This window comes from Maribacter sp. UH1 (genome assembly GCF_056839145.1).
Genome location: NZ_CM166387.1, coordinates 1946717 through 1969849, shown reverse-complemented (window position 1 = coordinate 1969849; position 23133 = coordinate 1946717). Strand labels below are relative to the sequence as shown.

17 protein-coding genes are annotated in these 23133 nt (G+C 32.8%); 4 read left to right on the top strand and 13 right to left on the bottom strand.

Annotated elements, in window-relative coordinates; genetic code table 11:
* Positions 1-35: 35 nt before the first annotated feature.
* From UH1x_RS08695 to rnr, 3 genes are all read right to left on the bottom strand, one after another.
* The gene (locus UH1x_RS08695; RefSeq protein WP_482626214.1) at positions 36-716 is read right to left on the bottom strand and encodes a LysE family translocator; all 681 of its coding nucleotides are present in this window, start codon (positions 714-716) and stop codon (positions 36-38) included.
* A gap of 3 nt (positions 717-719) precedes the next feature.
* A complete protein-coding gene (locus tag UH1x_RS08690; RefSeq protein ID WP_482626213.1) occupies positions 720-1400 on the bottom strand; it encodes a head GIN domain-containing protein in 681 nt (226 codons plus the stop codon).
* Between the two features lie 87 nt (positions 1401-1487).
* Complete coding sequence (rnr, locus tag UH1x_RS08685) at positions 1488-3680, bottom strand: ribonuclease R (protein WP_482626212.1); 2193 nt, start codon at positions 3678-3680, stop codon at positions 1488-1490.
* Positions 3681-4326: 646 nt separating this feature from the next.
* Between rnr and rpiB the strand changes: the two genes are divergently transcribed.
* A complete protein-coding gene (rpiB, locus tag UH1x_RS08680; protein WP_482626211.1) occupies positions 4327-4755 on the top strand; it encodes a ribose 5-phosphate isomerase B in 429 nt (142 codons plus the stop codon).
* A 111-nt stretch (positions 4756-4866) separates the two neighbouring features.
* Complete coding sequence (locus UH1x_RS08675) at positions 4867-5310, top strand: GNAT family N-acetyltransferase (protein ID WP_482626210.1); 444 nt, start codon at positions 4867-4869, stop codon at positions 5308-5310.
* A 47-nt stretch (positions 5311-5357) separates the two neighbouring features.
* On the opposite strand, the gene UH1x_RS08670 is transcribed toward UH1x_RS08675, so the two are convergent.
* Together UH1x_RS08670 and dcm are read right to left on the bottom strand one after the other, a co-directional pair.
* Positions 5358-5732 carry a hypothetical protein gene (locus UH1x_RS08670; protein ID WP_036150827.1) on the bottom strand — a complete coding sequence of 125 codons (375 nt, stop codon included), beginning with the start codon at positions 5730-5732 and terminating at the stop codon, positions 5358-5360.
* 138 nt (positions 5733-5870) lie between these two features.
* Complete coding sequence (gene dcm / locus UH1x_RS08665) at positions 5871-7100, bottom strand: DNA (cytosine-5-)-methyltransferase (RefSeq protein WP_482626209.1); 1230 nt, start codon at positions 7098-7100, stop codon at positions 5871-5873.
* A 56-nt stretch (positions 7101-7156) separates the two neighbouring features.
* On the opposite strand from dcm, the gene UH1x_RS08660 reads away from it, so the two are divergent.
* Together UH1x_RS08660 and UH1x_RS08655 are read left to right on the top strand one after the other, a co-directional pair.
* Positions 7157-8350 (top strand): NlpC/P60 family protein, encoded by a 1194-nt coding sequence (locus tag UH1x_RS08660; RefSeq protein ID WP_482626208.1) that lies wholly within the window; start codon positions 7157-7159, stop codon positions 8348-8350.
* Between the two features lie 102 nt (positions 8351-8452).
* Entirely contained in the window at positions 8453-9082 is a 630-nt protein-coding gene (locus tag UH1x_RS08655) for a hypothetical protein (protein WP_482626207.1), read from the top strand.
* Between the two features lie 14 nt (positions 9083-9096).
* Here UH1x_RS08655 and UH1x_RS08650 read toward each other — a convergent pair whose 3' ends face one another.
* From UH1x_RS08650 to UH1x_RS08615, 8 genes are all read right to left on the bottom strand, one after another.
* Positions 9097-10602: a S10 family peptidase gene (locus tag UH1x_RS08650; protein ID WP_482626206.1), complete on the bottom strand. Its 1506-nt coding sequence runs from the start codon at positions 10600-10602 to the stop codon at positions 9097-9099.
* Positions 10603-10838: 236 nt separating this feature from the next.
* A complete protein-coding gene (locus UH1x_RS08645) occupies positions 10839-12467 on the bottom strand; it encodes a S41 family peptidase (RefSeq protein ID WP_482626205.1) in 1629 nt (542 codons plus the stop codon).
* The gene (rnpA, locus tag UH1x_RS08640) at positions 12451-12831 is read right to left on the bottom strand and encodes a ribonuclease P protein component (protein WP_036150808.1); all 381 of its coding nucleotides are present in this window, start codon (positions 12829-12831) and stop codon (positions 12451-12453) included. Before rnpA ends, UH1x_RS08645 begins: the two co-directional genes overlap by 17 nt.
* Positions 12832-12905: 74 nt before the next feature.
* Complete coding sequence (locus UH1x_RS08635; RefSeq protein ID WP_482626204.1) at positions 12906-14759, bottom strand: M1 family metallopeptidase; 1854 nt, start codon at positions 14757-14759, stop codon at positions 12906-12908.
* A 16-nt stretch (positions 14760-14775) separates the two neighbouring features.
* Positions 14776-16425 (bottom strand): S8 family peptidase, encoded by a 1650-nt coding sequence (locus tag UH1x_RS08630; RefSeq protein ID WP_482626203.1) that lies wholly within the window; start codon positions 16423-16425, stop codon positions 14776-14778.
* A gap of 44 nt (positions 16426-16469) precedes the next feature.
* Positions 16470-17330 (bottom strand): MBL fold metallo-hydrolase, encoded by an 861-nt coding sequence (locus UH1x_RS08625; protein WP_482626202.1) that lies wholly within the window; start codon positions 17328-17330, stop codon positions 16470-16472.
* A 162-nt stretch (positions 17331-17492) separates the two neighbouring features.
* Complete coding sequence (locus UH1x_RS08620) at positions 17493-17909, bottom strand: response regulator (RefSeq protein ID WP_482626201.1); 417 nt, start codon at positions 17907-17909, stop codon at positions 17493-17495.
* On the bottom strand, positions 17893-22275 hold the full coding sequence (locus tag UH1x_RS08615; RefSeq protein ID WP_482626200.1) for a PAS domain S-box protein: 4383 nt from the start codon (positions 22273-22275) through the stop codon (positions 17893-17895). The genes UH1x_RS08620 and UH1x_RS08615 overlap by 17 nt, the downstream gene beginning before the upstream one ends.
* Positions 22276-23133: the final 858 nt, after the last annotated feature.

Sequence of the window (23133 nt, the reverse complement as noted above, 5' to 3'; positions counted from 1 at the left end):
TCTTAATTAAAAAGCCGGTCATTGACCGGCTTTTTTTATTCTATAGTATGTGTATCAAATCTTTCTAATTCTTGTTCTATGTTAAACTGATCCTTAGGTAAAAAACCTTTTGTAATAAGAACAATTCCACATATAACCAATATTACTCCTATAATCTTTTTAATATAAATTATGCGTTTAGCTGTGAGCTTCCGTTTTAATTGTTTCGCCAAAAGTATTTTAAAAATATCTGTTACAAAATAGGAGAGAAGCACAGTTGCAAAAAAGGTGAAAAAACGATTAGGCTGATTATCTAAAGTAGGACCAACAATTATGATTATTCCTAACCAGAAAACCAATACACCTATATTAATAAAGTTAAGTAGAAAACCTTTTACGAAAAGCCCGAAATAATCTGATTTTCTAATTTTCTTGGAATCTACAGGTATCTCCTTTTTGTCTACTTTAAAAAAGGTTACCAAGCCATAAACAAGAAGTATTACACCACCAAAAACATAAAGACCAGGTTGATTACTTAAATTTTCCAATAACTGGAAACTACTAAAATAAGCAACCAGAATAAAAAGTATATCGGCTAATAATACACCAATATCAAAGGTTAGAGCAGCCCTAAATCCTTTTACCGCACTAGTTTGTAACAAGACAAAGAAAACTGGACCAACCATAAAACTTAGGAAAAAGCCTAGTGGAATTGCTGCCTGTATATCTTCTAACATGAACTATTGCATTCTTTTAATAGTACCGCCAAATACCGTTTTCTCTTCCAATTTCCCAGGGTTACCAAATACCAAAACTTCACCACCGGCTTTTACCGTTGCTTTGACATAATCTTTAGCATTTATCTCTGCCCTAGAACCGGCGTTTACATTTATAGTGGAAAAATTGGTAACAAAACCTTTGCCTTCATAAACACCACCAGTATTTATTTGAACGTCTTGTAAATTTGAAGAACCTGCAGTTCTAATAACTCCGCCAGATACAGATTTTATCAACATCTGTTCAACCTCTGCATTAATAACAAGTTCACCACCTTCTTGAGCTTTCAATTCTAGAACATCTTGTTGTATGATATCTTCCGTAACTATTCTAGCATCTTCATTTACATCAATTACCACAATATCACCAGCATAATATAAATCTACAAAGGTTTTATAACCACTGAAAATTTTACCTATTTGCATTCTAATTTTTAAAATACCTTCGTTATTAACAATAGCAACTTTACCCGTATTTTCTCCAGTAATAATAACCTTGTTTTCTGAAGATTTAATTAGGTTAATACTCAAACCATCAAAAACCTTTAACTCTTTAAAAGGTTCTAAGTTTTGGGTAACCTTATTGTCTTGGGCAACCACCGAAAGACATCCTAAGAGAAACATTAAAACTAAAACTTGTTTCATTTTGTTATATGTAATTTATGTAAGTAAACAACTTATAAACAAAGGGTTTACTTAATTCAGCCATGATATACCAAAATCTATTCCAAATTATTTTAAGTTATCAGGAATCAAAGCGAAATCTAAATGCCTTTTTATTAAATCGGTACTTTTAACCATAACGGTTATTTCATCACCTAAAGTGTATTTTTTCTTGGTACGTTCACCAACAATAGCGTATTGCTTCTCATCAAAGATATAATAATCTCCTTTGATGTCTCTAATACGAATCATGCCTTCACATTTATTATCAATGATTTCAACATAAATTCCCCATTCTGTAACACCACTGATAACTCCGCGGAATTCTTCATCTTTATGGTCTTGCATAAATTTAATCTGCATGTACTTAATAGAATCTCTTTCAGCACTAGATGCTAGATATTCCATATCAGAAGAATGCTTACATTTTTTCTCAAATTCTTCAGCATTTGCAGAACTACCACCATCCAAATAATGTTGTAATAATCTATGTACCATTACATCTGGGTATCTTCTAATTGGAGAAGTAAAATGTGTATAATAATCAAAAGCCAACCCATAATGACCAATATTATCAATAGTATAAATCGCTTTACTCATACTACGTATCGTAAGCGTATCTACCATATTCTGTTCTTTTTTACCTTTTACATCTTGTAGTAATTGGTTCAAAGAAGAACTTATAGATTTCTTATCCTTAAAATCTAATTTATGTCCAAATTTAGAAACGATACCATTCAAAGCCATTAACTTATCTGGATCTGGATCATCATGAATTCTATAAACAAATGTCTTTTTAGGTTTTTGTTTACCTATAAATTCAGCCACTTTTCTATTAGCTAAAAGCATGAACTCTTCAATAAGCTTATTAGCATCTTTAGATTCTTTAAAATAAACACCAATAGGTTCACTATTCTCATCTAGATTAAAACGAACTTCAACTTTATCAAAAGAAAGTGCACCCTGATCCATACGCTTAGAGCGCATAATTTTAGCAAGTCTATCCATTTCTAACGTAGCCTCTACAACATCATTAGAAACCGTGTATGCAGCTTCTCTAATGGATATTTCCTCTGGTATGTTACCATTACCGTTCTCAATGATATACTGAGCCTCTTCATATGCAAAACGTTCGTTAGAATCGATTACAGTTCTTCCAAACCATTGATTTCTAATAATAGCGTTGCTATCTAATTCAAAAATGGCAGAAAAAGTATATTTTTCTTCATTAGGTCTTAATGAACAAGCATTATTAGAAAGCACTTCTGGTAACATAGGTACCACACGATCTACTAAATACACAGATGTTGCTCTTTCATAAGCCTCATCGTCTAAAATGGTATTTTTCTGTAAATAGTGAGAAACATCGGCAATATGAATACCTATTTCATAATTACCATTTTCTAATTTTTGAAAAGAAAGGGCATCATCAAAATCTTTAGCATCTTTTGGATCTATTGTAAATGTGAGAACGTTACGTAAATCTCTACGCTTTTTAATTTCATCTTCTTTAATACTGGTATCTAAACCATCTGCAAATTTCTGAACATCCGCAGGAAATGAATATGGTAAACCATACTCTGCTAAAATGGAATGAATCTCTGTATCATGCTCTCCAGGAATACCCAATACTTCAGTAACTCTACCAAAAGGAGAATCTACATCATCTGGCCAATCAGTAATTTCGACTAAAACTTTTTCACCATCTTGAGCACCATTTAACTTATCCTTCGAGACAAAAATATCAGTATACATTCTAAAATCTGAAGGTCTTACAAAAGCAAAAGTCTTTTGCATATCAACAATACCAACGAAAGTGGTCTTATATCTTTCAAGTACTTTAACTATTTCACCTTCAAGCTTTTTACTCTTTTTTCGAGGATAGATATATACTTCAACCTTATCTTTATGAAAGGCTTTATTTAATTTGTTGGCAGGTATAAAGATATCGTCATCCATACCATCAACAACAATATATGCATTTCCTTTTCCGGTAACATCTACAGTACCTTCATGATAGCTTTTTGTATCTTCTAATACTTTATACTGACCACGATCTATTTCTTGAATTCTTTTTTTCTCTTTTAGCTCATTTAACCTTTTAATAAGGGTGTTTCTATCTTGAGCATCTGTAATATTAATTTTAGCAGCAATCTGCTTATAGTTGAAACTCTTATTTGGTTCCTTTTCAAGAACAGTAAAAATTCCTCTTGTAATTTCGTTCTTTCTATGATTCTTCGCCTTCTTATTCTTCTTCGACATTAAACTTTTAATTTATTGGAAAATTACGAATTATAATCCACTAGCTGTTATTCAACTTCTTATAGAAAAGTTAAGTAAACGAGTTGTTATTAACATATATATCATATTAGACATTTTTTCTTTTAAATTAAATTAAATATTAATGGTTATTATAGCTTGTTAATATCTAGAATAACTTATTTCAATATTACTTGTCTTTATGAGATACTAATACTTGTTGACAATATGTTTTATAAATCTACAATTGAAAATCAGTATTTTGAGAAGTTATTAAACATGGTTTATAAGTGCTATTAACATGAATTTATTAATAACTAAATGTAATTTTAATGTTAACTAGGGGTGTTAATTTGATGAAAATCCTCTAATAGTTTCTAATATTTAAATTCGTCTTCAGAGGATTAAAAGTGTAAGCAGATGTCAACTTTAATAACCAAATTTTTTAGCAACTTTTTCTAAACAATTTATGCATTACGTAATCTTGCTTATAACATACTAATTAACAATTTTTATTAATAACATGATAACTATTGTTGTGAACTCCTCGTTTTTTGTTGTGAATGTCTGATTATTGTACCTTTAGCTCGGTTTTGTTCCACCCCCACTGGATATAAACATGAACTATTAACCTTTAAATACTATACATATGAAAATAGCTATTGGTAACGACCACGCTGGTACAGAATACAAGTTAGCTATTATAGGTTTATTGAAATCTAAACAAGTTGAAGTTATCAATTATGGTACAGATGGTACTGATAGCGTTGATTATCCAGATTTTGCACACCCTGTAGCGCTAGATGTTGAAAATGGTACGGCAGATTTCGGTATTTTAATCTGTGGCAGTGGTAATGGGGCTAATATGACCGCTAATAAACAACAAAATGTAAGAGCTGCTCTTTGTTGGACAAAAGAAATCACCAAATTGGCAAGAGAACATAATGATGCAAATATATTATGTCTACCCGCAAGATATATTGCACTACCACAAGCACTTGAAATGGTATCCACCTTTTTAAACACTTCTTTTGATGGCGGTAGGCATGAACGTAGAATTGAAAAGATTCCATTATAAAGTTAGTTATTACAACTATGTTGATAACCTAAAATAGTTATTATAAGTACTTATTAATCAATTGGTTATTTTATAATAGATATGAACATAACTAGTTAATTAAACAATTTCATGTTAGATATTAAGGTAAAAAGTTTTAAAGAATTTGATATTGAAGAACTATATAATGTGCTACAGTTACGTAGTGATATTTTTGTGGTAGAACAAGATTGTGTTTATTTAGATATAGATGGTAAAGATGATAAAGCCATTCACGTACTAGGATATAAAGATGATAAGGTAGTAGCATATACCCGTATTTTTAAGCCAGGTGATTATTTTGACCAAGCTAGTATAGGTAGAGTGGCGGTGCACAAAGAATATAGAAAATTTGGTTATGGAAAAATTATAATGCAAGCCTCTATTAAAGCTGTTGAAGAACAGTTTAATATAAATGAAATAAAAATTTCAGCTCAAAAATACCTTACCAAATTTTATACTGACTTAGGTTTTAAATCAACAGGAGAAGAGTATTTAGAAGATGGTATACCACATATAGCAATGATTAAAAAATAAAAAAGACAGCTAAAAGCGGTCTTTTTTAATATGTTGCATTCAAAGATTTAAATTTTGATAGGTGTTTTATTACTTAGGTTAATATCCTCAAGCATATTATCTGTAAACTTATAGTGCCCTTTGGTAGTAATAATTCTAAATCTGTTGGAATTCATTCTACTCAAAGTATCTAAAAACAACCACTTAGATTTCAGTAATCTGGTTTTTGGAGATTTTAAGCTAATATCAAAATAATATTTTCTACCGTTTTTAATAGCTACAATATCTGGAGTAACATTGTCTTCCAAACCTTTTCTTGAGTATGATTTAGGAGTTTCATAGCCTTCCATATCAGCTTTGATATTCTCGAAACCGGTAGCTTCTAAATGTTGAATTGACTTTTCTAAAAATTCTACGTTTTCTGACTTTTCTACTTTTACCATACCTAATAAAATAACAAAAAAAAGGACAATTCCTAATTTTAAACGTTGATTAACAATATGTTGAGTTTAAAAACAGATTTTAATGAAGTATGATTTTTAGTTAGACTAGTTCCCTTTTGCTTAAAGAAGGAAGAAATATTATGTTGATTTAATTTTATCTGAAAGCACTTCACCTATTCTTTTGACTACACCTACTACAAGTGCATTACCCATGAAAAAGGCTCTTTTGGTATTAGAAATTCCTTCAAGTAAAGTATGATCATCGGGGAACATATTTAAACGTTCCAGTTCTACGGGAGTTAATCTACGAAGTCCTTTTTTGGTGTTGATAACATGTTTAAAGCGCGATGCACTTTTACCGCCTTCACCTGTAATAACTGTTCTAGAGGCATTATCTAGAGCATCAGGAAAAATCATGTTACCTTCATTATAATGATAGGCAAAACCAGATTTAGAAGTTCTGGTTTCTTTTTTAGCACCTTTTAGATAGTACCACTTATCATGCTCCTCTTCAGGAATATAAAATTCTTCAGGTATGATTCCTTTTTCAAGAACATCGGCTAAAACCGTTCTTTTTCCAATATAACTGGCTGTAGTTTTAGTAGTATATGCTTTTCCTTTAATGAATACTCCGGTATTTTGAAATGGAGATAATTTTTCGCCTAGATTAAAATTCTCAGATAGTGTAACAAGGTCATCGGTGATATCAAAAGAAATCACTTTTGAAGAAGTGCTTGTTATTGGAAAAGCCGTTGCTATAGTTCCTTTTTCAAAAATCCAAGCTTCGGCTTTGACCTTTTTAAATTGTTTGTATAAAGGTGTAGATTTATGGTATCCTAAGAAAAAAATACGTCTACGTCTTTGTGGCATTCCATAATCTGCAGCGTTAATAACTCTCCATTCTACTGCATAGCCTAAGTCATCTAAACTTTTAAGCATAATGGCAAAATCCCTACCTCTTTGGCTTGATGGAGATTTTAATAACCGATCTACATTTTCAAGAAATAAGTATTTAGGCGGATTTTTCTTTTCCGATAGTATTCTGTGGATACTCCACCATAAAACTCCCTTTTTACCAATAAGTCCTTTAGAGTTATTAGAAGTTGCGGCAACTGAATAATCTTGACAAGGAAAACCACCAACTAAGATATCGCCATCTGGTATGTCTTTGGTAGGTACTTCAGAAATGTCTTCATTTCTATGGTTTTCATGACCAAATCTAGCTTCATAGACTTTAGAGGCGTGTTGTGCTTTCGTACTAGGCTCAAATTGATTACTCCAAACTACTTCGTAGTTCTCGGTATCCTCTAATCCTAAGCGAAATCCGCCAACGCCAGCAAAAAGTTCTATGACCTTTAGTTTCTTCATTTGCGATAAAATTACATAATTTCACAAGGCTAATACTATTAGAAATTATTTTACGGATGAAGAGAATTATCTTAAAGAGGTCTTTTGTATTGATTTTGATTGCTTTAAATACGGCATGTGGTGTACATATAGACGAAAAGAAATTATTGGTCAAAGAAATTGAAATCATAAAAAACACATTTGCACCAGATAAACGTACCGCACTTTTTAATTTAGAAGTATTAGATGGTCCATCAGGTTTTACCTTAGTTGGTGAAACTAACTTACCATTAGCTGTAGATTCTTTGAATAATCTATTAAAAGAAAAGGGAATAAAAACCACTAACGATATTAAAATTTTACCTGGCGCCGAGCTAGAAGGTATGACCAATGCAGTTATTAATATCTCTGCCGCCAATCTTAGAAGTAACCCAAAACATTCGGCAGAATTGGCAACACAGGCAACTTTAGGTACCATTGTTAATGTTCTAAAAAAAGAAGGAGATTGGTATTTGATACAAACACCAGATAAGTATTTAGCATGGGTAGATCCAGGCGGAATTCAATTAATGAACACACAGGAAATTAAAAATTGGATTACAGCACATAAAATCATTTACACTGATACTTATGGGCATGCTTTTAATACAGAAGAAGCTAAAGAAAGAACATCTGATATTGTTGCCGGTAGCTTATTAAAACTGTTAAGTAGTAACGATGATTTTTATAAAATTGAATTTCCCGATGGTAGACAAGGGTATATTTCTAAAGACGAATCTGTAGCATATAACACGTGGATTTCAAACTTGAATTTTAATGCAGATTCACTTATTGCAACCTCAAAAACATTAATGGGCGTACCGTATTTGTGGGGAGGAACTTCTACAAAAGGTGTTGATTGCAGTGGCTACACAAAGACTATCTATTATTTAAATGGTATGGTAATTCCTCGTGATGCCTCTCAACAAGTGCACGCTGGTAAACCAATAGATTCTATTGCAGATTTCAGCAAATTGCAGAAAGGAGATTTATTGTTCTTTGGAAGAAAAGCAACAGAAACTACTTCAGAAAAAGTAGTGCATGTAGGTATGTGGATCGGTGATAATCAGTTTATACATTCATCTGAAATGGTACGTATAAGTAGTGTAGATAAAGATGCACCAAATTATGATGCATTTAATGTAGGTAGATATTTAAGAACACAGCGCTTGTTAAATGAAGAGGATCCTTTGCTTCAAAACTTAAATATTACTATGCCTATTAAAGATTAAGTAGTTCATTTATTAAAATGGCGTTTCATCGATTTTAAGATAAAAATTATAACATAGTAAAATTGTACCCGTTTTATCATAGTTATCTCTCATTTACCTGCTATGAAAAAAACAACTCTTTTAGTTTTAATCTGCTGTTTTGTTGGATCATCTATTGCTATTGCCCAAAAAGATGCTGCAACTTTATATTTTAAAGATGGCAAACAATTAAGGGGAATGGCTAAGCTTGTAAATGGCAACCAGGTGAAATTCAAAAAAGATAAAGGAGACAAACCGGAAAAATATCATTTTGAAAATATAGAGCAAGCAGTTATAAATGATAGGGAAGAGCCATCTACCTATATTTATCTAGAGACAAAAAAAGGCTATTTCAATGTCGTAAGAGAATTAGAAATAGGCACTGTTAACTTATATATTTTAGAGCAAACAGGTTATTCTGCCCCTATGTTTGTTGGTAGTGCAAATGGTCAAATGAACATGATGCACGGAAATTACTATGATATCAAAAATCTCTATGTCAGTACAGGAGTAAATGGAGAAGTAACCCACTTGGGATCGAATCAACTTTTTACTAAAAATTTTAAAAATGCTGCCTCTGATTACTTTGCCGATTGCCCTGAACTGGTAACTAAGATTCAGAACAAAGAGTTCAAGAAAAAGCATGTTAGAGATATTGTCAAATTTTACAATCTACAATGTAATAATCAGCATGTGGTTGTTTTAAAGAAATAGGGTAATTATTTTAATTAATTAGCTGAAATAAACTCACGTATATCTTTACTTAATTTAATAAAATCTGGTTCATGTGTATACATCATATGTCCAGCTTCATAATACTTCATTTGTACACGATCTTTTACGATTCCGTTTCTATCAAAAGTAAATTCAGCATCAAAAAACGGAGTAATTAAATCATAATAGCCACTAGCAACCATAACTTTCATAGCCGTATTTCTACGCATGGTTTCACCAAGATCCGGGGCGGTATTAACAGGCATAGGTTCCCAATATTTACCATCTGGCACCGTTCTCCATCTCCAATTAGATCCACCGCCAGAAGTAATATAGGGTCTATCCATTTTCACCTTTAATTCAGATGCAAAATAATGATTTAAACTAGCCGTGTACGCAGCACTTATTTGATAACTAGCTGCATCTCCCAAATGTGGTTTTTCAGATACCTTATCTTCTTCATTACCCATAAATCTTCCGTCAAGTCTGCCAATTGCTAAACCTTTATCTTCTAATAATTTTTTCTGAAAACGGCCCATTAGAATTCTTAAATTAGATTGTAGAATATATGTTTTATCCAATCCTGTAAAATAAGAAAGCTTTTCAGCCAATGTATTCTTTTCTGTATCACTTAAAGAATTGCCTTTATATAAAGAAGGTATATAGGTGTTGTACGTAAAATCTCTACATTCTTGAGTAAAGCTTTCTAAAGATTTACCCTGCCCTGCTTTTTTATGATACCATGCGGTAGCTGCCATACTAGGTAAGTAGGTAATGAAAGAAGTAATATTATTTGATATAGATGTAGAACCTGCATAATCTAAAGCTTGCGATATAAGTATCATTCCGTTAAGTGCCATGTTCTGGCCAGATCCTTCTAAAGCCTTTCCTAATGCCGCAGCACGTGTAGTACCATAACTTTCACCAGCTAAATATTTGGGTGAAAACCAACGTTCGTTTTCGGTCACCCATTTTCTAATAAATTGGGCAAAAGAATTCACATCCTCTTTTAATCCGTAGAAATCTTTCCCTTCTCCTTTACCAACCAAACGACTATAACCGGTACCTACGGGATCAATAAAAACTAAATCGGTAACATCAAGCAAACCATGGTCGTTGTTGACTAAGTTGTATGGTGCGGCACCATCATCAGATTTGGCATCAGAATCTACCTTTACAATTTTAGGTCCAAAGAATCCCATGTGTAACCACATTGAAGCAGATCCTGGTCCGCCATTGAAAACAAAGGTTACCGGTCTTTTAGTAACATCTCCCATATTAGTTTTAGTGTAGGCAACAGACCAAAAAGTAGCAATAGAATCTCCTTCTTTATTGGTTAAAAAAGTTTCTTTTGCCGTAGTGGTATAATCAATTGTTGTAACGCCAAAAGTGCCCTTATGTTTAGTTATAAAAGATTTAGCTTCTGGTATAGGTTTAGGTTCAGCATCTTTTTTTGAGTCTTGGGCTTTTGTTGATTGAAGTATTAAAATACAACTAGCTAATAAAAGTAGATTTCTCATATTGCATTAAGGTATTGCTGTTGGCGTTAGTTTGTACATTTAAAAGTAGGAATAATAAATGAACAGTTAACTGGCATTGAATGGAATATGTTTCATTCGTAAAATCCACAAACAATCTTAAAAAAGCAAGATTGGTTCATGGTACTTTGAATACCTATTTTAGGACAGATTAAAAAAATGCCTAATAAATAGCATGCAACTACTAAAAAGAAATCTAAGATAACTTAAGAGCTATTCTATTTTAAAATAGCGCTGTATTTAGAATTATTACTTAATAATTCGGTAGCCGCTAAAATAGCATCATCGTTATTTAGATAGTATTGGTATAAACCATCTCTGTAGAAATATCGCTTAACAATTTCATCTTCTAGGTTCTTTTGAATCTCGCTTTGGTATTTGTCTAAAGCATTGATTTTACCTTTTTCTATGTTCGCTAACAAGGTTTTGTAGCTATCCTTAACATCTGAGCCTAAAAAGTCGTTTTCATCGCCTGAGAGCGCTTTTTTAATAGCTTCTTCTGCCTTGGTCTCGAATGAGAAACTACTTTGCTTTACATAGTTTTTAAAAGCATTAAAATCAGCATCTGTGAATTTAAAATCGGCAACATCGTTATACTCGTGTGTATAGTGGTAATTGGTAGCATAATCGAAAATAACATTGTTCTGTAGCAGTGCTAAAGTAAGGTCATTGGTTTTAGAAGTAGCTACTTCAATATCTGGTAAAATACCACCACCGTCTTGTACTTTTCTACCATTACGAGTAGTAAAATCATTGAAGGTAGTATTACGAACCGCTTTACCACTTTCATCACGGTTCCAATAATCCAATGATTGTATACAACGACCAGAAGAAGTGTAATATCTAGAAATGGTAACCTTTAACTGTGTACCGTAAGTTAGTTTAAGAGGGCGTTGTACCAAGCCTTTTCCAAAGCTTCTGGCACCCATAATAACCGCTCTATCTAAATCTTGTAAACTACCTGAAACAATTTCACTTGCAGAGGCACTACTTCCATTTACCAATACCACTAATGGAATTTTCTCATCTACAGGTTGGTTGTTGGTATGGTACTCTCTGTTGAATTTTTTAACCTTAGATTTTGTAGTAACGACCAATTCCCCTTTTGGAACGAATAAATTGGTAACATTGATAGCTTCTGATAACAAGCCACCAGGGTTTCCTCTTAAGTCCAAAATGATTTTTTCAGCCCCTTTTCCTTTTAGATCCAATAAGGCGGATTTTGTTTGTTCCGTTGCTTTGGCATTGAACTTTGCAAGAACAATATACCCTGTTTTGTTATCGATCATTTTAAAGAAAGGCACGGCATCTACTTCTATCCCTTCTCTTGTGATACTTGTAGTGTTTAATTTACCTTGTCTCTTGTAAGTAACGTTTATAGTTGACCCATTAGCCCCTTTTAAAAGCTCACTGGCATTATCTTCAAAATCCGCAACTTTGATATCTCCTATTTGTATTATTTCATCACCAGCCTTTAATCCTGCTTTATCTGCGGGATATCCCTGGTGTGGTTCAATAATCAGTAATTTATCATCAAAAGAGCGTACCATGGCACCAATACCAGAATATTCACCAGCATTGTTTATGCGATACGTTTCAACATCTTGTTCGTTTAAGAATTTGGTATAGGGATCCAATTCGTTCAGCATATTTTTAATGGCGGTATCCATTAATTCTGCCGGATTGGTTTCGTCCACGTAATTCATGTTCAGTTCTTTGAACAAGGTGGTAAAGATTTCTATCTGTTTGGCTATTTCAAAAAAGTCGCTTTTATAACTACTTCCTACAAAAAGGAAAGCGATGGCAATTATGGGTACTAGTACTTTTTTACTAATTATTTTTTTCATCAATCTGTAGCTTAAACTTGTTTAAAACGAGCTTCATTTTATGATCTAACTGCTCAAAGGTGGGCATATCTTTACCAAGGTATAAAAATAGAAACGCAAAGTTTGTATCTGTATTGTTAAAAACCAAGCCTTTGTTAAGTCTATAAGACTCTCTTAGCAAACGTTTAATGTGGTTTCTATCTACGGCACTTTTAAAATTGCGCTTAGATACCGTAACAGCGGTTTTGATTGGAACTTCTTTTTTCTCTACGGATTGATAAATTAATTTCAACGGATAAACAGAAATACCCCTACCCTCTTCAAACAACTGGGTAATGAGTATTTTACTTTTTAGTTTTTCCTTTTTTCCGAAGGATGCATCCATTTATAAAAGAAGTTTTAAAAAAGAATTAGCCCCCAATTTGGAGGCATAAATATCTTAAAGTTTAGAAGAAGAAATTACTCTGCTTGCCAAACATTATTCTCTAAATTAACATCTGCCATTAATTGAGAAGGATCAATAACGATTGCTTGTATTGAGGACATTGGTTTATTGATTTCAAAATCATAGGTTGGGTAAGCCCATGGCCAATCTTCAATGACAGTTCTTTCAATACCCTCATAAGGGTTCTCTTTTTCTCCTCGCATCATACGTAAAGGAGCATAAAAAGTTTCTTTGCTACCATCATTATACACTACTAAAATATCTAAAGGCATTGGCATTAGACCAATTCGTTCTAAAGTAACTTTAGTGTTGTTTTCTGATGCCGTAACTTCTTTAATACCATAATCAATTGTATTTGTAGTTTGTGTCCAATCTGTTAAATACCAGTCTAGTTCAAAACCAGATACTTTTTCTGCAACACGTTTAAAATCGTTAGGAACAGGGTGCTTAAATTTAAACTCATCATAATATTTACGAATAGTTTCCATCAATTTATCTTGACCGATAACATAGCCCAATTGAGATAAAAATATAGAACCTTTGCTGTATGCAGAAACACCATAGGCAAAGTTAAGAGCGTAACGATCTGCATATGTACCTTGTGGTTGTTCTTTACCTGAAAGGGCTAAATTCCTATACCCTTTGTAAGTACCCTCAAAAGGATTTTCTTTTTCGTAGTCCATAATTTCAGTCATACAAAGCTTAGAAATAAAAGATGTAAATCCTTCATCCATCCACTCGTGTTTAGCTTCGTTTGTAGCTAATATATGTTGAAACCAAGAATGCGCCATTTCATGAGCCATAACACCCACTAGACTACCAAACTTTCTGTTACCGGTAATAAGTGTTGACATGGCATACTCCATACCGCCGTCACCACCTTGAATAACCGAATATTGATCATATGGGTATTTACCAATGTTTTTACTGAAAAACTCCATAGCCTCTATAGTTTTAGGCTGAAGCTTTTTCCAGTTCTCTAAAATTTTAGCATCGTCTTTGTAAAGAAAATGAAGTACTGGTCCGTCAGGTACTTGTTGAATATCATGAATGTATTCTGGGTCTGCGGCCCACATAAAATCATGTACCATTGGAGCTTTAAAGTGCCATGTTAAGGTCTTGCCCTTTTGTTTTTTGATTTTGGTACCAGGGGTTTCATACCCATGACCTATTTCGTTAGGGTTTTGCAGGTAACCACTTCCACCAACGGTATAGTCTTTGTCAAGAGTCAATTTTACATCAAAATCTCCCCAAACACCTTGAAACTCTCGAGCAATATATGGATCTGCGTGCCAACCTTCAAAATCATATTCTGCTAATTTTGGATACCATTGGCTCATGGACAATGCAACACCTTCTTCACTGTTTCTACCAGAACGTCTAATTTGTAAAGGCACTTGACCTTTGAATTCCATATTAAAAGTAGACTTTGCACCAGTCGCTATTGGCTTAGCTAAATCAACAACTAACACAGTTCCTTCTTCTGAAAAAGTAACCTTACTTCCATCTTGTGTTAAAGAGGTAGCATGCAGATATCCTATTTCACTATCGGTAAGAGAAGCAATTCTACTTTTCTTGTCTGGAGTAGTCATTCTATCATCTGGATCTGCAATTGTCTGTAGTCGAATATCCATTTCACTACCTGGCTGAAAAGCGTTGAAATACAAATGGAAATAAACACGTTTTAACTCATCTGGTGAGTTGTTCGTGTATACTAAAGTTTGGGTACCGGTATATTGAAAAGTTTCAACATCCATATCAACGGCCATGGTATAATCAACATGTTGTTGCCAATAATCTGTCTTGTTTTGTGCCAGCAATCCTATGGAGAAAATTGCGGTCAAAAATGTAAAAAATGATTTAGTCATATGAGTTATGTAAGTATTATAATTTAATCTGTCCTGCAGCTACTTTACTGGCTAAAACCAATGCATTGTAGGCATTAGCAATTTTTCCAGAAGAAGATATTTCATCTAAAGAACCGCTCTTACCTGTGTTTTTACCCAATACTACTTTGGTTTTAATAGGTAAACCAGATTGTAATATTATTTTCTTCACTTGAGCAGCCGTTAAACTTGGATATTGAGACATTACTAAAGCAGCGACACCCGCAACACCAGGTGCTGCCATGGAAGTACCTGGCGAATATTCATATTCGTTATTAGGGTAGGAAGAATAGATATCTGTACCTGGAGCAAAAATATCAACATTTATTTTACCGTAATTAGAATAGCTTGCTACCAATTCTGACCCGTATTTTGGGTTTAAGGCACCTACAGTAATAACATTATCGGCAATTTCTGGTCCGTTGTTTATTTGATCATTAGGGAAGTTAGCGTTAACCGGGTTATCTAGATCAGCACCATCATTACCGGCAGCATGTACAAAAAGAACATTATTATCTGCAGCATATTTAATAGCGTCGTATACCCAATCAGCATTAGGAGAAAAAGACTTTCCAAAACTTCCATTGATTACACGTGCTCCGTTATCAACTGCGTAACGAATACCTCTGGCAATATCCTTATCATACTCATCACCGTTAGGTACGGCTCTAATACTCATAATAGCTACATTGTTGGCAACACCGTTAACACCTTTACCGTTGTTACGTTCAGCACCGATTATACCCGCTACGTGTGTTCCGTGGCTTTCATCATCTACTCTATTATTTGGGTTTCCGTTACCATAATCTACATCGGTAATATCATAGGCATTATCACCAACAGAGGCCCTACCATTGAAATCTTTGTTTAGATTATAATTAAGTTGTTCTGTATAGTATTTAAGTCCCTTAGTTAAATCTTCCAGAACACCTGGTATGGTTTCATTAATGCCGAACATTTGATTAAGAATGGCTACATTACGTTGCATAGTCTCATCCGTAGCATTAATACCAGCTAGATCTTCTTTGGTATAGGTATCTTTATTTAGATGCTTTTTTACATCTGCATCTGCATTTTTTACAGCTTGGTAAATAGATTCGTATTGTTCTTTACCCTGTAAAGCTTCATTATACTTGGTGTCTAATTTGGTTTTTGCTTTTGCTAAAGTAGCAGCGTCACCTATGCCCAAACGAAGCATACGAACATACTCTAACTGCTCGTTATAAGATTCGCCTAAGAAATTATAACCGTGTATATCGTCAATGAATCCGTTGCCGTCATCGTCAATACCGTTACCGGCTTTTTCTTTGGTGTTGGTCCATAATACATTTACAAGATCTTCATGACTTAGATCAATACCAGAATCAAGAACGGCAACAATTGTTTTAGTTCCTTTTTTGTTCTTAATGATTTCACTGTACGCTTTATCTACACTCATGCCAGGTATAGTATCGGCAACTAAATCTAAATGTCCCCAGTTATTCTTTTCATTTGTAGTAAGATCAGAAATTTTTAAAGGAGTAGCATCTATGTTTTCTACTGGGGTGAGGATCAACCCGCTTCCTCCAGCAGTTTTTGTGCTTCCGCATCCTGTTAATATTGCGGCTATAGAAAGGGCAAAAATTGATTTAAAATATGAATTCGTCATATGTGGGCAACTGTTAGTTAATGTTTTTTATTTATAATGTAAAATTAATTGAAGAGCTCGTTAAAAGTGTATATCTGATCTAAACGAACACCTCTATCCGTGTGTTTTAGGGTACAAAGTTGGTTGTGGGCATCGTGTTCAAAAAAGAGAAAGTAATTATTATCTGCAGCTTCGTTCAAGAATATCTTTTTTTCGGACATTGTCATTAGTGGTCTAGTGTCATAACCCATAACATAAGGTAATGAGATATGCCCAACTGTAGGTATGAGGTCTGCCATATAGGCAATTGTTTTACCTTGATATGAGAATTGGGGAAGCATTTGTTTTTCTGTATGACCATCTACAAAACGGATGTCAAAACCTAGAGGACTATTCTTTAGAAAACTTTCTTCTGCATCATCAACAAAGAATAATTGTCCACTTTCTTTCATAGGCAAAAGATTCTCTGTCAAGAAAGAAGCTTTTTCTCTTGGATTGGGTTCAGTTGCCCATTTCCAATGTTTTTCATTGGTCCAAAATTTAGCATTTTTAAAAGCAGGTTCGTATCCGGTTTTATTTTTGTTCCATTGTATGGCACCACCTACGTGATCAAAATGAAGGTGTGTTAAAAAGACATCGGTAATATCATCTCTATGAAAACCATATTTTTTTAGAGAAGAATCTATCCTATAATCTCCCCATCTATAGTAATAGCCAAAAAATTGATCAGATTGTTTGTTGCCCATACCGGTATCTACCAATATTAATCTATCTCCATCTTCAATTAATAGGCTTCTGGCAGCAATATCTATTAAATTATTATCGTCTGCTGGATTTGTTCTTTGCCAAATTGTCTTTGGTACTACACCGAACATAGCACCACCGTCTAATTTAAAATTACCGGTTTCAACAGGATAAATTTTCATAGGGGGCAAAATAATAAAAGTGAAGGTATTCTTGGGATTATTAAGAAAGTATTATCATTTAACCAGCAGATTATAAGCCTTTTTATAGGCAAAGTGGTATAAATATCTAATTACGAGAGCATAGTTTTACGCATCATAATCAACATTATAGTAAAGATGCAACTAATCCTCATTCAATAAATCTCCTATAATATGGTGTGCCAAAGGTTTGGTTAATTGTTTTTTAATTAAAGGATATTCTTTCCCTTTTTCAGCATCTAAATTATCCATTGAAGAGCTAAGAATGTAAATTTTACAGTGATCGGTTATGGAATTAGGTAAGTTGACATATTCATCTAAAAATTCAAATCCGTTCATTCCAGGCATTTTAATATCCAAGAAAATAACATCAGGATAAGCTTCTGTATTGTCAATTATGCTACTTAAATGAGTTAAGGCTTCCCGCCCAGATGTCATGGTTGTAATTTGAGAAATATTGTCTTCTTTCGAAATAATGGCTTTGTTTATAAAGTTGTCCACATCTGAATCGTCGATCAATAAAATATTAAAATTTTTAGCCATATTATCTATTTGCTTCATTTGGTATTATTATAGTAAACGTTGATCCGTCACCCACCTTTGATTGTACATCTATTGTTCCTTTCAATTTAGACAGTACTTCTTTAACAATAAAGAGCCCAATACCAGAACCCATAACTTTAGAAGATACTCTATAAAACATTTCAAATATTTTTTCCAATTGATCTTCTGCCATACCAACACCGTTATCTTTAATAATTAAAACCGCCTCTTTTTTGGTTGTTTCTACGTTAATCCAAATAGCGGCATTATCGTTATTAACATCATGATATTTGATTGCATTGGATATAAAATTATTTAAAATAACTGAAATTCTTTTACTATCCGAGACAAAATTAACCTTGTCCTTTATATTTATTTCTATGTTTATTTTATGCGTGTTTTCTAAATACCATAAGCTTTCAATAGAATGTTCAATTAAAGTAGTAAAATTTATGGATTCTAACCTAAGGGCTATGTGTTTATTTCTAGAGTATTCTATAATATCCTTTATAAAATCATCTAACCTTTCAATGGATTTTTCCATCATATTCAAGTGCTGGAATAATTTTGGATTAATATCTTCCATTTGAATTAATTGAATTAGTCCTAAAATGGATGATAAAGGAGCTCTTAATTCATGAGAGGCACTGTATACAAAACTATCTAGTTCTGAGTTGGTTTTTTGGAGTTCATGGAATTGGGTCTCTAGATTACTTTCTGCTTCTTTTCTTTTAGAATCATCAAATATGTTAACCAAGTAGCTAATTTCTCCTCTTAAATATAATGGAGCTATGGACATTAAAAGTGTCTTTTTTATACCACTTTTAAGTTCTACTTTATACTCTTCATTTAAAATTTCGCCTTCTTCCAAAAGTTTTTTCCAAAGTCTTTCTCTCTCATTTTCATTAATCATTATTTCTTTAGACTCTATAACCGTTTTGCCAAGTAGCCTTTTTTTGGTGGTATCTAATATGGCGTATACCATTTCATTGGCATCAATTACTCGCCTTTGCTCATCTAAAATGAGCATGCCCATAAGATTTGTTTGAAAGGCTTTAGAGAATTTCTCTTGGCTTTCTTTTAATGCCTCTTCTGCTAATACGTTTTTAGTAATATCCATAGAAGTTCCACGATATATAATAGGTTCGCCATTATCGTTATATTCTACTTCAGAATAAGCTAAAAAGTATTTGAATGATTTATCTTTTAGTTGAATTCTATAGTAATTTGGATTTGTATTGTCTTCATTTTTATTTTTTGAAAGTTTAGAATCTACAAGACTAAGATCTTCTTTATAAATAATCTCTCTTAATAAAGTTGGGGTCATTATGGTGCTTGGATCAACTTCATGAATGGCATACATTTCTTTAGACCATTCTACGACATCAACCGTCATGTCCCAATACCAATATCCGAACTTGCCAATTCTTATCGCAGCATCCATTTTAGATTGTAGCGATAGTATTTCTTTATCAGCTTCTTTTTGTTTTGTTATATCAATAATGGTACCCCTATATTTTAAAGGAGATTTATCTTCAGCTCTAACAACCTCCATTTCTGCAAGTATGTATTTAATAGAGCCGTCTTTTTGAATTATTCTATATGAAATAGAATACGTATCAACATCAAGCGTTACACTTTTTAGCAGCTCTCTGTGACTTTCTAAATCATCTGGGTGCATTAAGCTTTCTATAAATGCTAAAGTAATTTCGGTATTTGGGTCTACATCATATATAGCGAACAATCTCGGTGACCAATAAAATTTTTCCGTACTTAAATTATAATCCCAATAACCAATTTTGCCAATGCGCATGGCAATATCCATCTTGTTTTTTAGATCGATTATCTCAAAATCGGCCTCTTTCTCTTTCGTAATATCTATTACCGTTCCTTTAAAATCAATTGCTCTATTGTCAGCATCTCTAGTAACCTCTATATCTACCATAACATATTTAATAGAGCCGTCTTTAACAATGATTCTATAAGTAAAGGCATGCGAACTTTTCTCCCGTATGATATCCTTAATATTCTTTCTATGTTTTTCTACATCGTCTGGATGAATAATACTTTCAAGAAAAGGTATGGTTAAAACTACATCTGTATCTATGTCGTATATGGTATACATTAAAGGTGAGCACTCAAAAGTTTCGGTAGTAATATCAAAATCCCAATATCCAATTTTACCGATTCTAATAGCGGCATCCATTTTGTTTTTAAGATGTAATATTTCTTTTTGTGTTTTTTTACGTTCTGTTAAATTAAAACCTATTGCGCCCAATGCTATAGGCTCATTGCTGATTTTGTCTTTTATTAAAAAACCCGAAAACTCTAAAGGAATACTTTCATTGGTTTTAATATTTTTTAAAGGCACCTCTCCTGTCCACAAACCTTTTTCCATAATAGTAGGCATGTGTTCATTTAAAATCACGTCTTTATAATGATCATCAAAATAATCAAAGATCGTTGTGTTTTTCATTTCTAAATCACAAGGTAGATTTATTAGTTTTTTACCTGCATCGTTCATGAAAATTGGTTCGCCATTCAATTTTGCTAGACCAATAAATCCTGGGCTATTTTCAATTACGGAGATAAGCAACTGTTTTTCCTGCTCAGCTCTTTTTTTATAGGTAATATCCTTAAAGTATATAGAGAGTCCGTTAGGTGAAGGGTATAGGTGGTTTTCAATCCAAATATCCTTCTTTGGATGATATTGTTCGTAATAGGTGTAAGACTGCAGCTCCATAACTTCTACAAGTGTTGTATAAGCCTCAGAATTTTTAAATTCAGAAAATTCGTCCCAAACATTTTTACCTATCATTTCTTTTGCATCTATTCCTATAATTTTAGCTGCTTTTGCGTTAATATCGGTAAAGCACCAATTTTGATCAAAAGCTACAAAGGCGTCAGATATTCTTTCGGTGAATTGTTTATATTTTTTTTCACTTTGAAGTATTTTTAAACTGGCATTTTTTGCCTCTGTATTATCGATATACGTACTTAAGGTGAATTCTTCTCCATAATATTCATATGGTTCTATTGATGTAAGTAGATGTAATATTTTACCCTCTTTTGTTCTAAAATCAATTTCTTTTTTATTCGTATTTATTGATGAGGAAGTAGTTTTAGGCGTTTTATGGTAATCAACATCTTCTTTCTTTATTATTAGGTTTAGTTCTTGAATTGTTTTTCCTTTTATTTCTTCTAAGAGGTAGCCTATTAAGTCAAGAAAATAATAATTGGCATCAACCAAACAATTATTCTGGTCTCTAATGACCATGCCTACAAAACCATTGTTATATGCTTTACTGAATTTTACAAAATTTTCTTCTGCTTCTAGCTCAAGCTTCTTTCTTTCGGTAATATCTCTTACAACGCCCATAAATGTATCTTCATTTATCTTTTTGGCATTTACCTCTCCATAAAATATGGTATTATCTTTTTTAATCAATTTACGTTCAGAACGTACGATTTTACCTTTGGTCATTGCAGTGTAACGAACAGGTTGCTTTTTTAAATCTTCCGGAACAACAAGTTCTCTTACATTTTTGTTTAATATTTCCTCTTTAGAGTAACCGAACATTTGAATACTGCATGGGTTTGCGTCTATAATATTACCATCGAAATCATTTAAATAAATACCATCTGAGGCTTCATCAATCAACAACCGGTATCTTTCCCTGCTTTCTTTTAATAAAGCTGTTTTTTGTTCAACCAATTTATTTAATCTAGCTGGCTGTCTCATAAGAAACCATGACAGAACGCCACATACCAATGATAACAACAAACCTAAAATTGAGAATAAAATAGTAATTGATTGTGATTCAGTGGATTTTAAATAAACATATAATTTCCATTCTCCTTGGCTTGTAGTAAGTGGTAATGATTGGGCATTTTCTACAGATAGATTTTTAGAGGTATAAAAGGTTTCTTCAGTTTGATCGTCATTGATTTTCACCAATTTATATGCGAATTGCTTATTTTCGATAGAGTCTAGTTGAATGGCTTCTAAAACTGTAGACAAGCGTACCACAGCAGCAACAAATCCATTAAACTCACCTTTATTATATAATGGTCTTCGCCCTATAATACCTGAGCCACCTTGTCTTAGATATATGGGTCCTGCAGTGTAATAATCCTTCTTTTTAATGGTAGTTTTAGCACCAAATTTATTATCCGGGTCATTTAAAATATTCAACCCAATGACCTCGTTTCCTTTTAATGGATGTACATGAGTAATTACCCCGTCTTTATCAACAAGTTCTAAAGCGTCAACGTACTTGTTACTGTTTAGAAGTATTTGAGCAACACTATCAAAGTTTTCCGGTATACCGTAATGTTCAACTATAAACGCTAAGGTTTGGGTGGAGTTAAAACTTTGTCCCAATATATTTTGTAGATCAACCTTTAAATTTGATACTCTTTGTTCAATTTCTTGTTGTTCTGTTTTTTGATGGAGTTGGTGTTTTTGAAAGGCGACGAATTGAGTTATAATTAACACAATTAAAAATGCAAAAAACCCGTAAAATAGCGGGTTTTTAAAGATAGACCGGGTGTTGGTATCAGACATTTTTATTAATATAAATTATATAATATCGCTTAAAACCATATTATTCACGGTAATAGCTTAATCTCTCTAGATATACGAAGTTAAAAAAGTCACCATTATGAAGACGTTTTTTCTTCATTTTTTGTAAGATTAATTTTAATGTATTTATTACACTTATTACTTATAAGTGAGGTGGTTATGATGATAGAAATTAAACCTTTTAATAGCAGCGACTAAAACTGTTTAACTAATTATTGTTAAAATCAGCGTAAATAGGTTGATTTTAGTTATTCCCATGAAACAAAAGTGTGCTAAATAGAAACACTTTCACAGAGAAGATGATTAAGTTGGTTACCAAAATAGAGCATTGCTTTGATCATTAGCACTTAATAAACGTTCCTTGTTAAGATAAGATTAGAGTTACCCCTTGGTTTAAATCATAAACGCTTTTTAAAATGTGGTTTTCATTAATTTTAAGAGCTATTACTACTGTCTATTCCATCATGCAAAATATAAGTTTGCACTTTGAATAGTATTCAATACGATTAGATTCTTAATATGTTTATCTTAAGCGAAGGGGAGAAAGTAAAGCCAATAAAATGGAGTTATTTAGTTTGATGTGTAGTTGCTTTTACATAATTAGCCTAAAATTATAGGCTTAAAGTATTACGAGTGAAATCTAGCTACTGTGCCTAG

Excerpts from the sequence above, each read along its gene's own strand:
- rnr (WP_482626212.1), bottom strand. The coding sequence starts at position 3,680 with ATGTCGAAGAAGAATAAGAAGGCGAAGAATCATAGAAAGAACGAAATT.
- UH1x_RS08675 (WP_482626210.1), top strand. The coding sequence starts at position 4,867 with ATGTTAGATATTAAGGTAAAAAGTTTTAAAGAATTTGATATTGAAGAA.
- UH1x_RS08690 (WP_482626213.1), bottom strand. The coding sequence starts at position 1,400 with ATGAAACAAGTTTTAGTTTTAATGTTTCTCTTAGGATGTCTTTCGGTG.
- UH1x_RS08660 (WP_482626208.1), top strand. The coding sequence starts at position 7,157 with ATGAAGAGAATTATCTTAAAGAGGTCTTTTGTATTGATTTTGATTGCT.
- UH1x_RS08650 (WP_482626206.1), bottom strand. The coding sequence starts at position 10,602 with ATGAGAAATCTACTTTTATTAGCTAGTTGTATTTTAATACTTCAATCA.
- rnpA (WP_036150808.1), bottom strand. The coding sequence starts at position 12,831 with ATGGATGCATCCTTCGGAAAAAAGGAAAAACTAAAAAGTAAAATACTC.
- UH1x_RS08695 (WP_482626214.1), bottom strand. The coding sequence starts at position 716 with ATGTTAGAAGATATACAGGCAGCAATTCCACTAGGCTTTTTCCTAAGT.
- UH1x_RS08635 (WP_482626204.1), bottom strand. The coding sequence starts at position 14,759 with ATGACTAAATCATTTTTTACATTTTTGACCGCAATTTTCTCCATAGGA.
- UH1x_RS08625 (WP_482626202.1), bottom strand. The coding sequence starts at position 17,330 with ATGAAAATTTATCCTGTTGAAACCGGTAATTTTAAATTAGACGGTGGT.
- UH1x_RS08630 (WP_482626203.1), bottom strand. The coding sequence starts at position 16,425 with ATGACGAATTCATATTTTAAATCAATTTTTGCCCTTTCTATAGCCGCA.
- rpiB (WP_482626211.1), top strand. The coding sequence starts at position 4,327 with ATGAAAATAGCTATTGGTAACGACCACGCTGGTACAGAATACAAGTTA.
- UH1x_RS08655 (WP_482626207.1), top strand. The coding sequence starts at position 8,453 with ATGAAAAAAACAACTCTTTTAGTTTTAATCTGCTGTTTTGTTGGATCA.
- UH1x_RS08645 (WP_482626205.1), bottom strand. The coding sequence starts at position 12,467 with ATGAAAAAAATAATTAGTAAAAAAGTACTAGTACCCATAATTGCCATC.
- UH1x_RS08670 (WP_036150827.1), bottom strand. The coding sequence starts at position 5,732 with ATGGTAAAAGTAGAAAAGTCAGAAAACGTAGAATTTTTAGAAAAGTCA.
- dcm (WP_482626209.1), bottom strand. The coding sequence starts at position 7,100 with ATGAAGAAACTAAAGGTCATAGAACTTTTTGCTGGCGTTGGCGGATTT.
- UH1x_RS08620 (WP_482626201.1), bottom strand. The coding sequence starts at position 17,909 with ATGAAGCAAATAGATAATATGGCTAAAAATTTTAATATTTTATTGATC.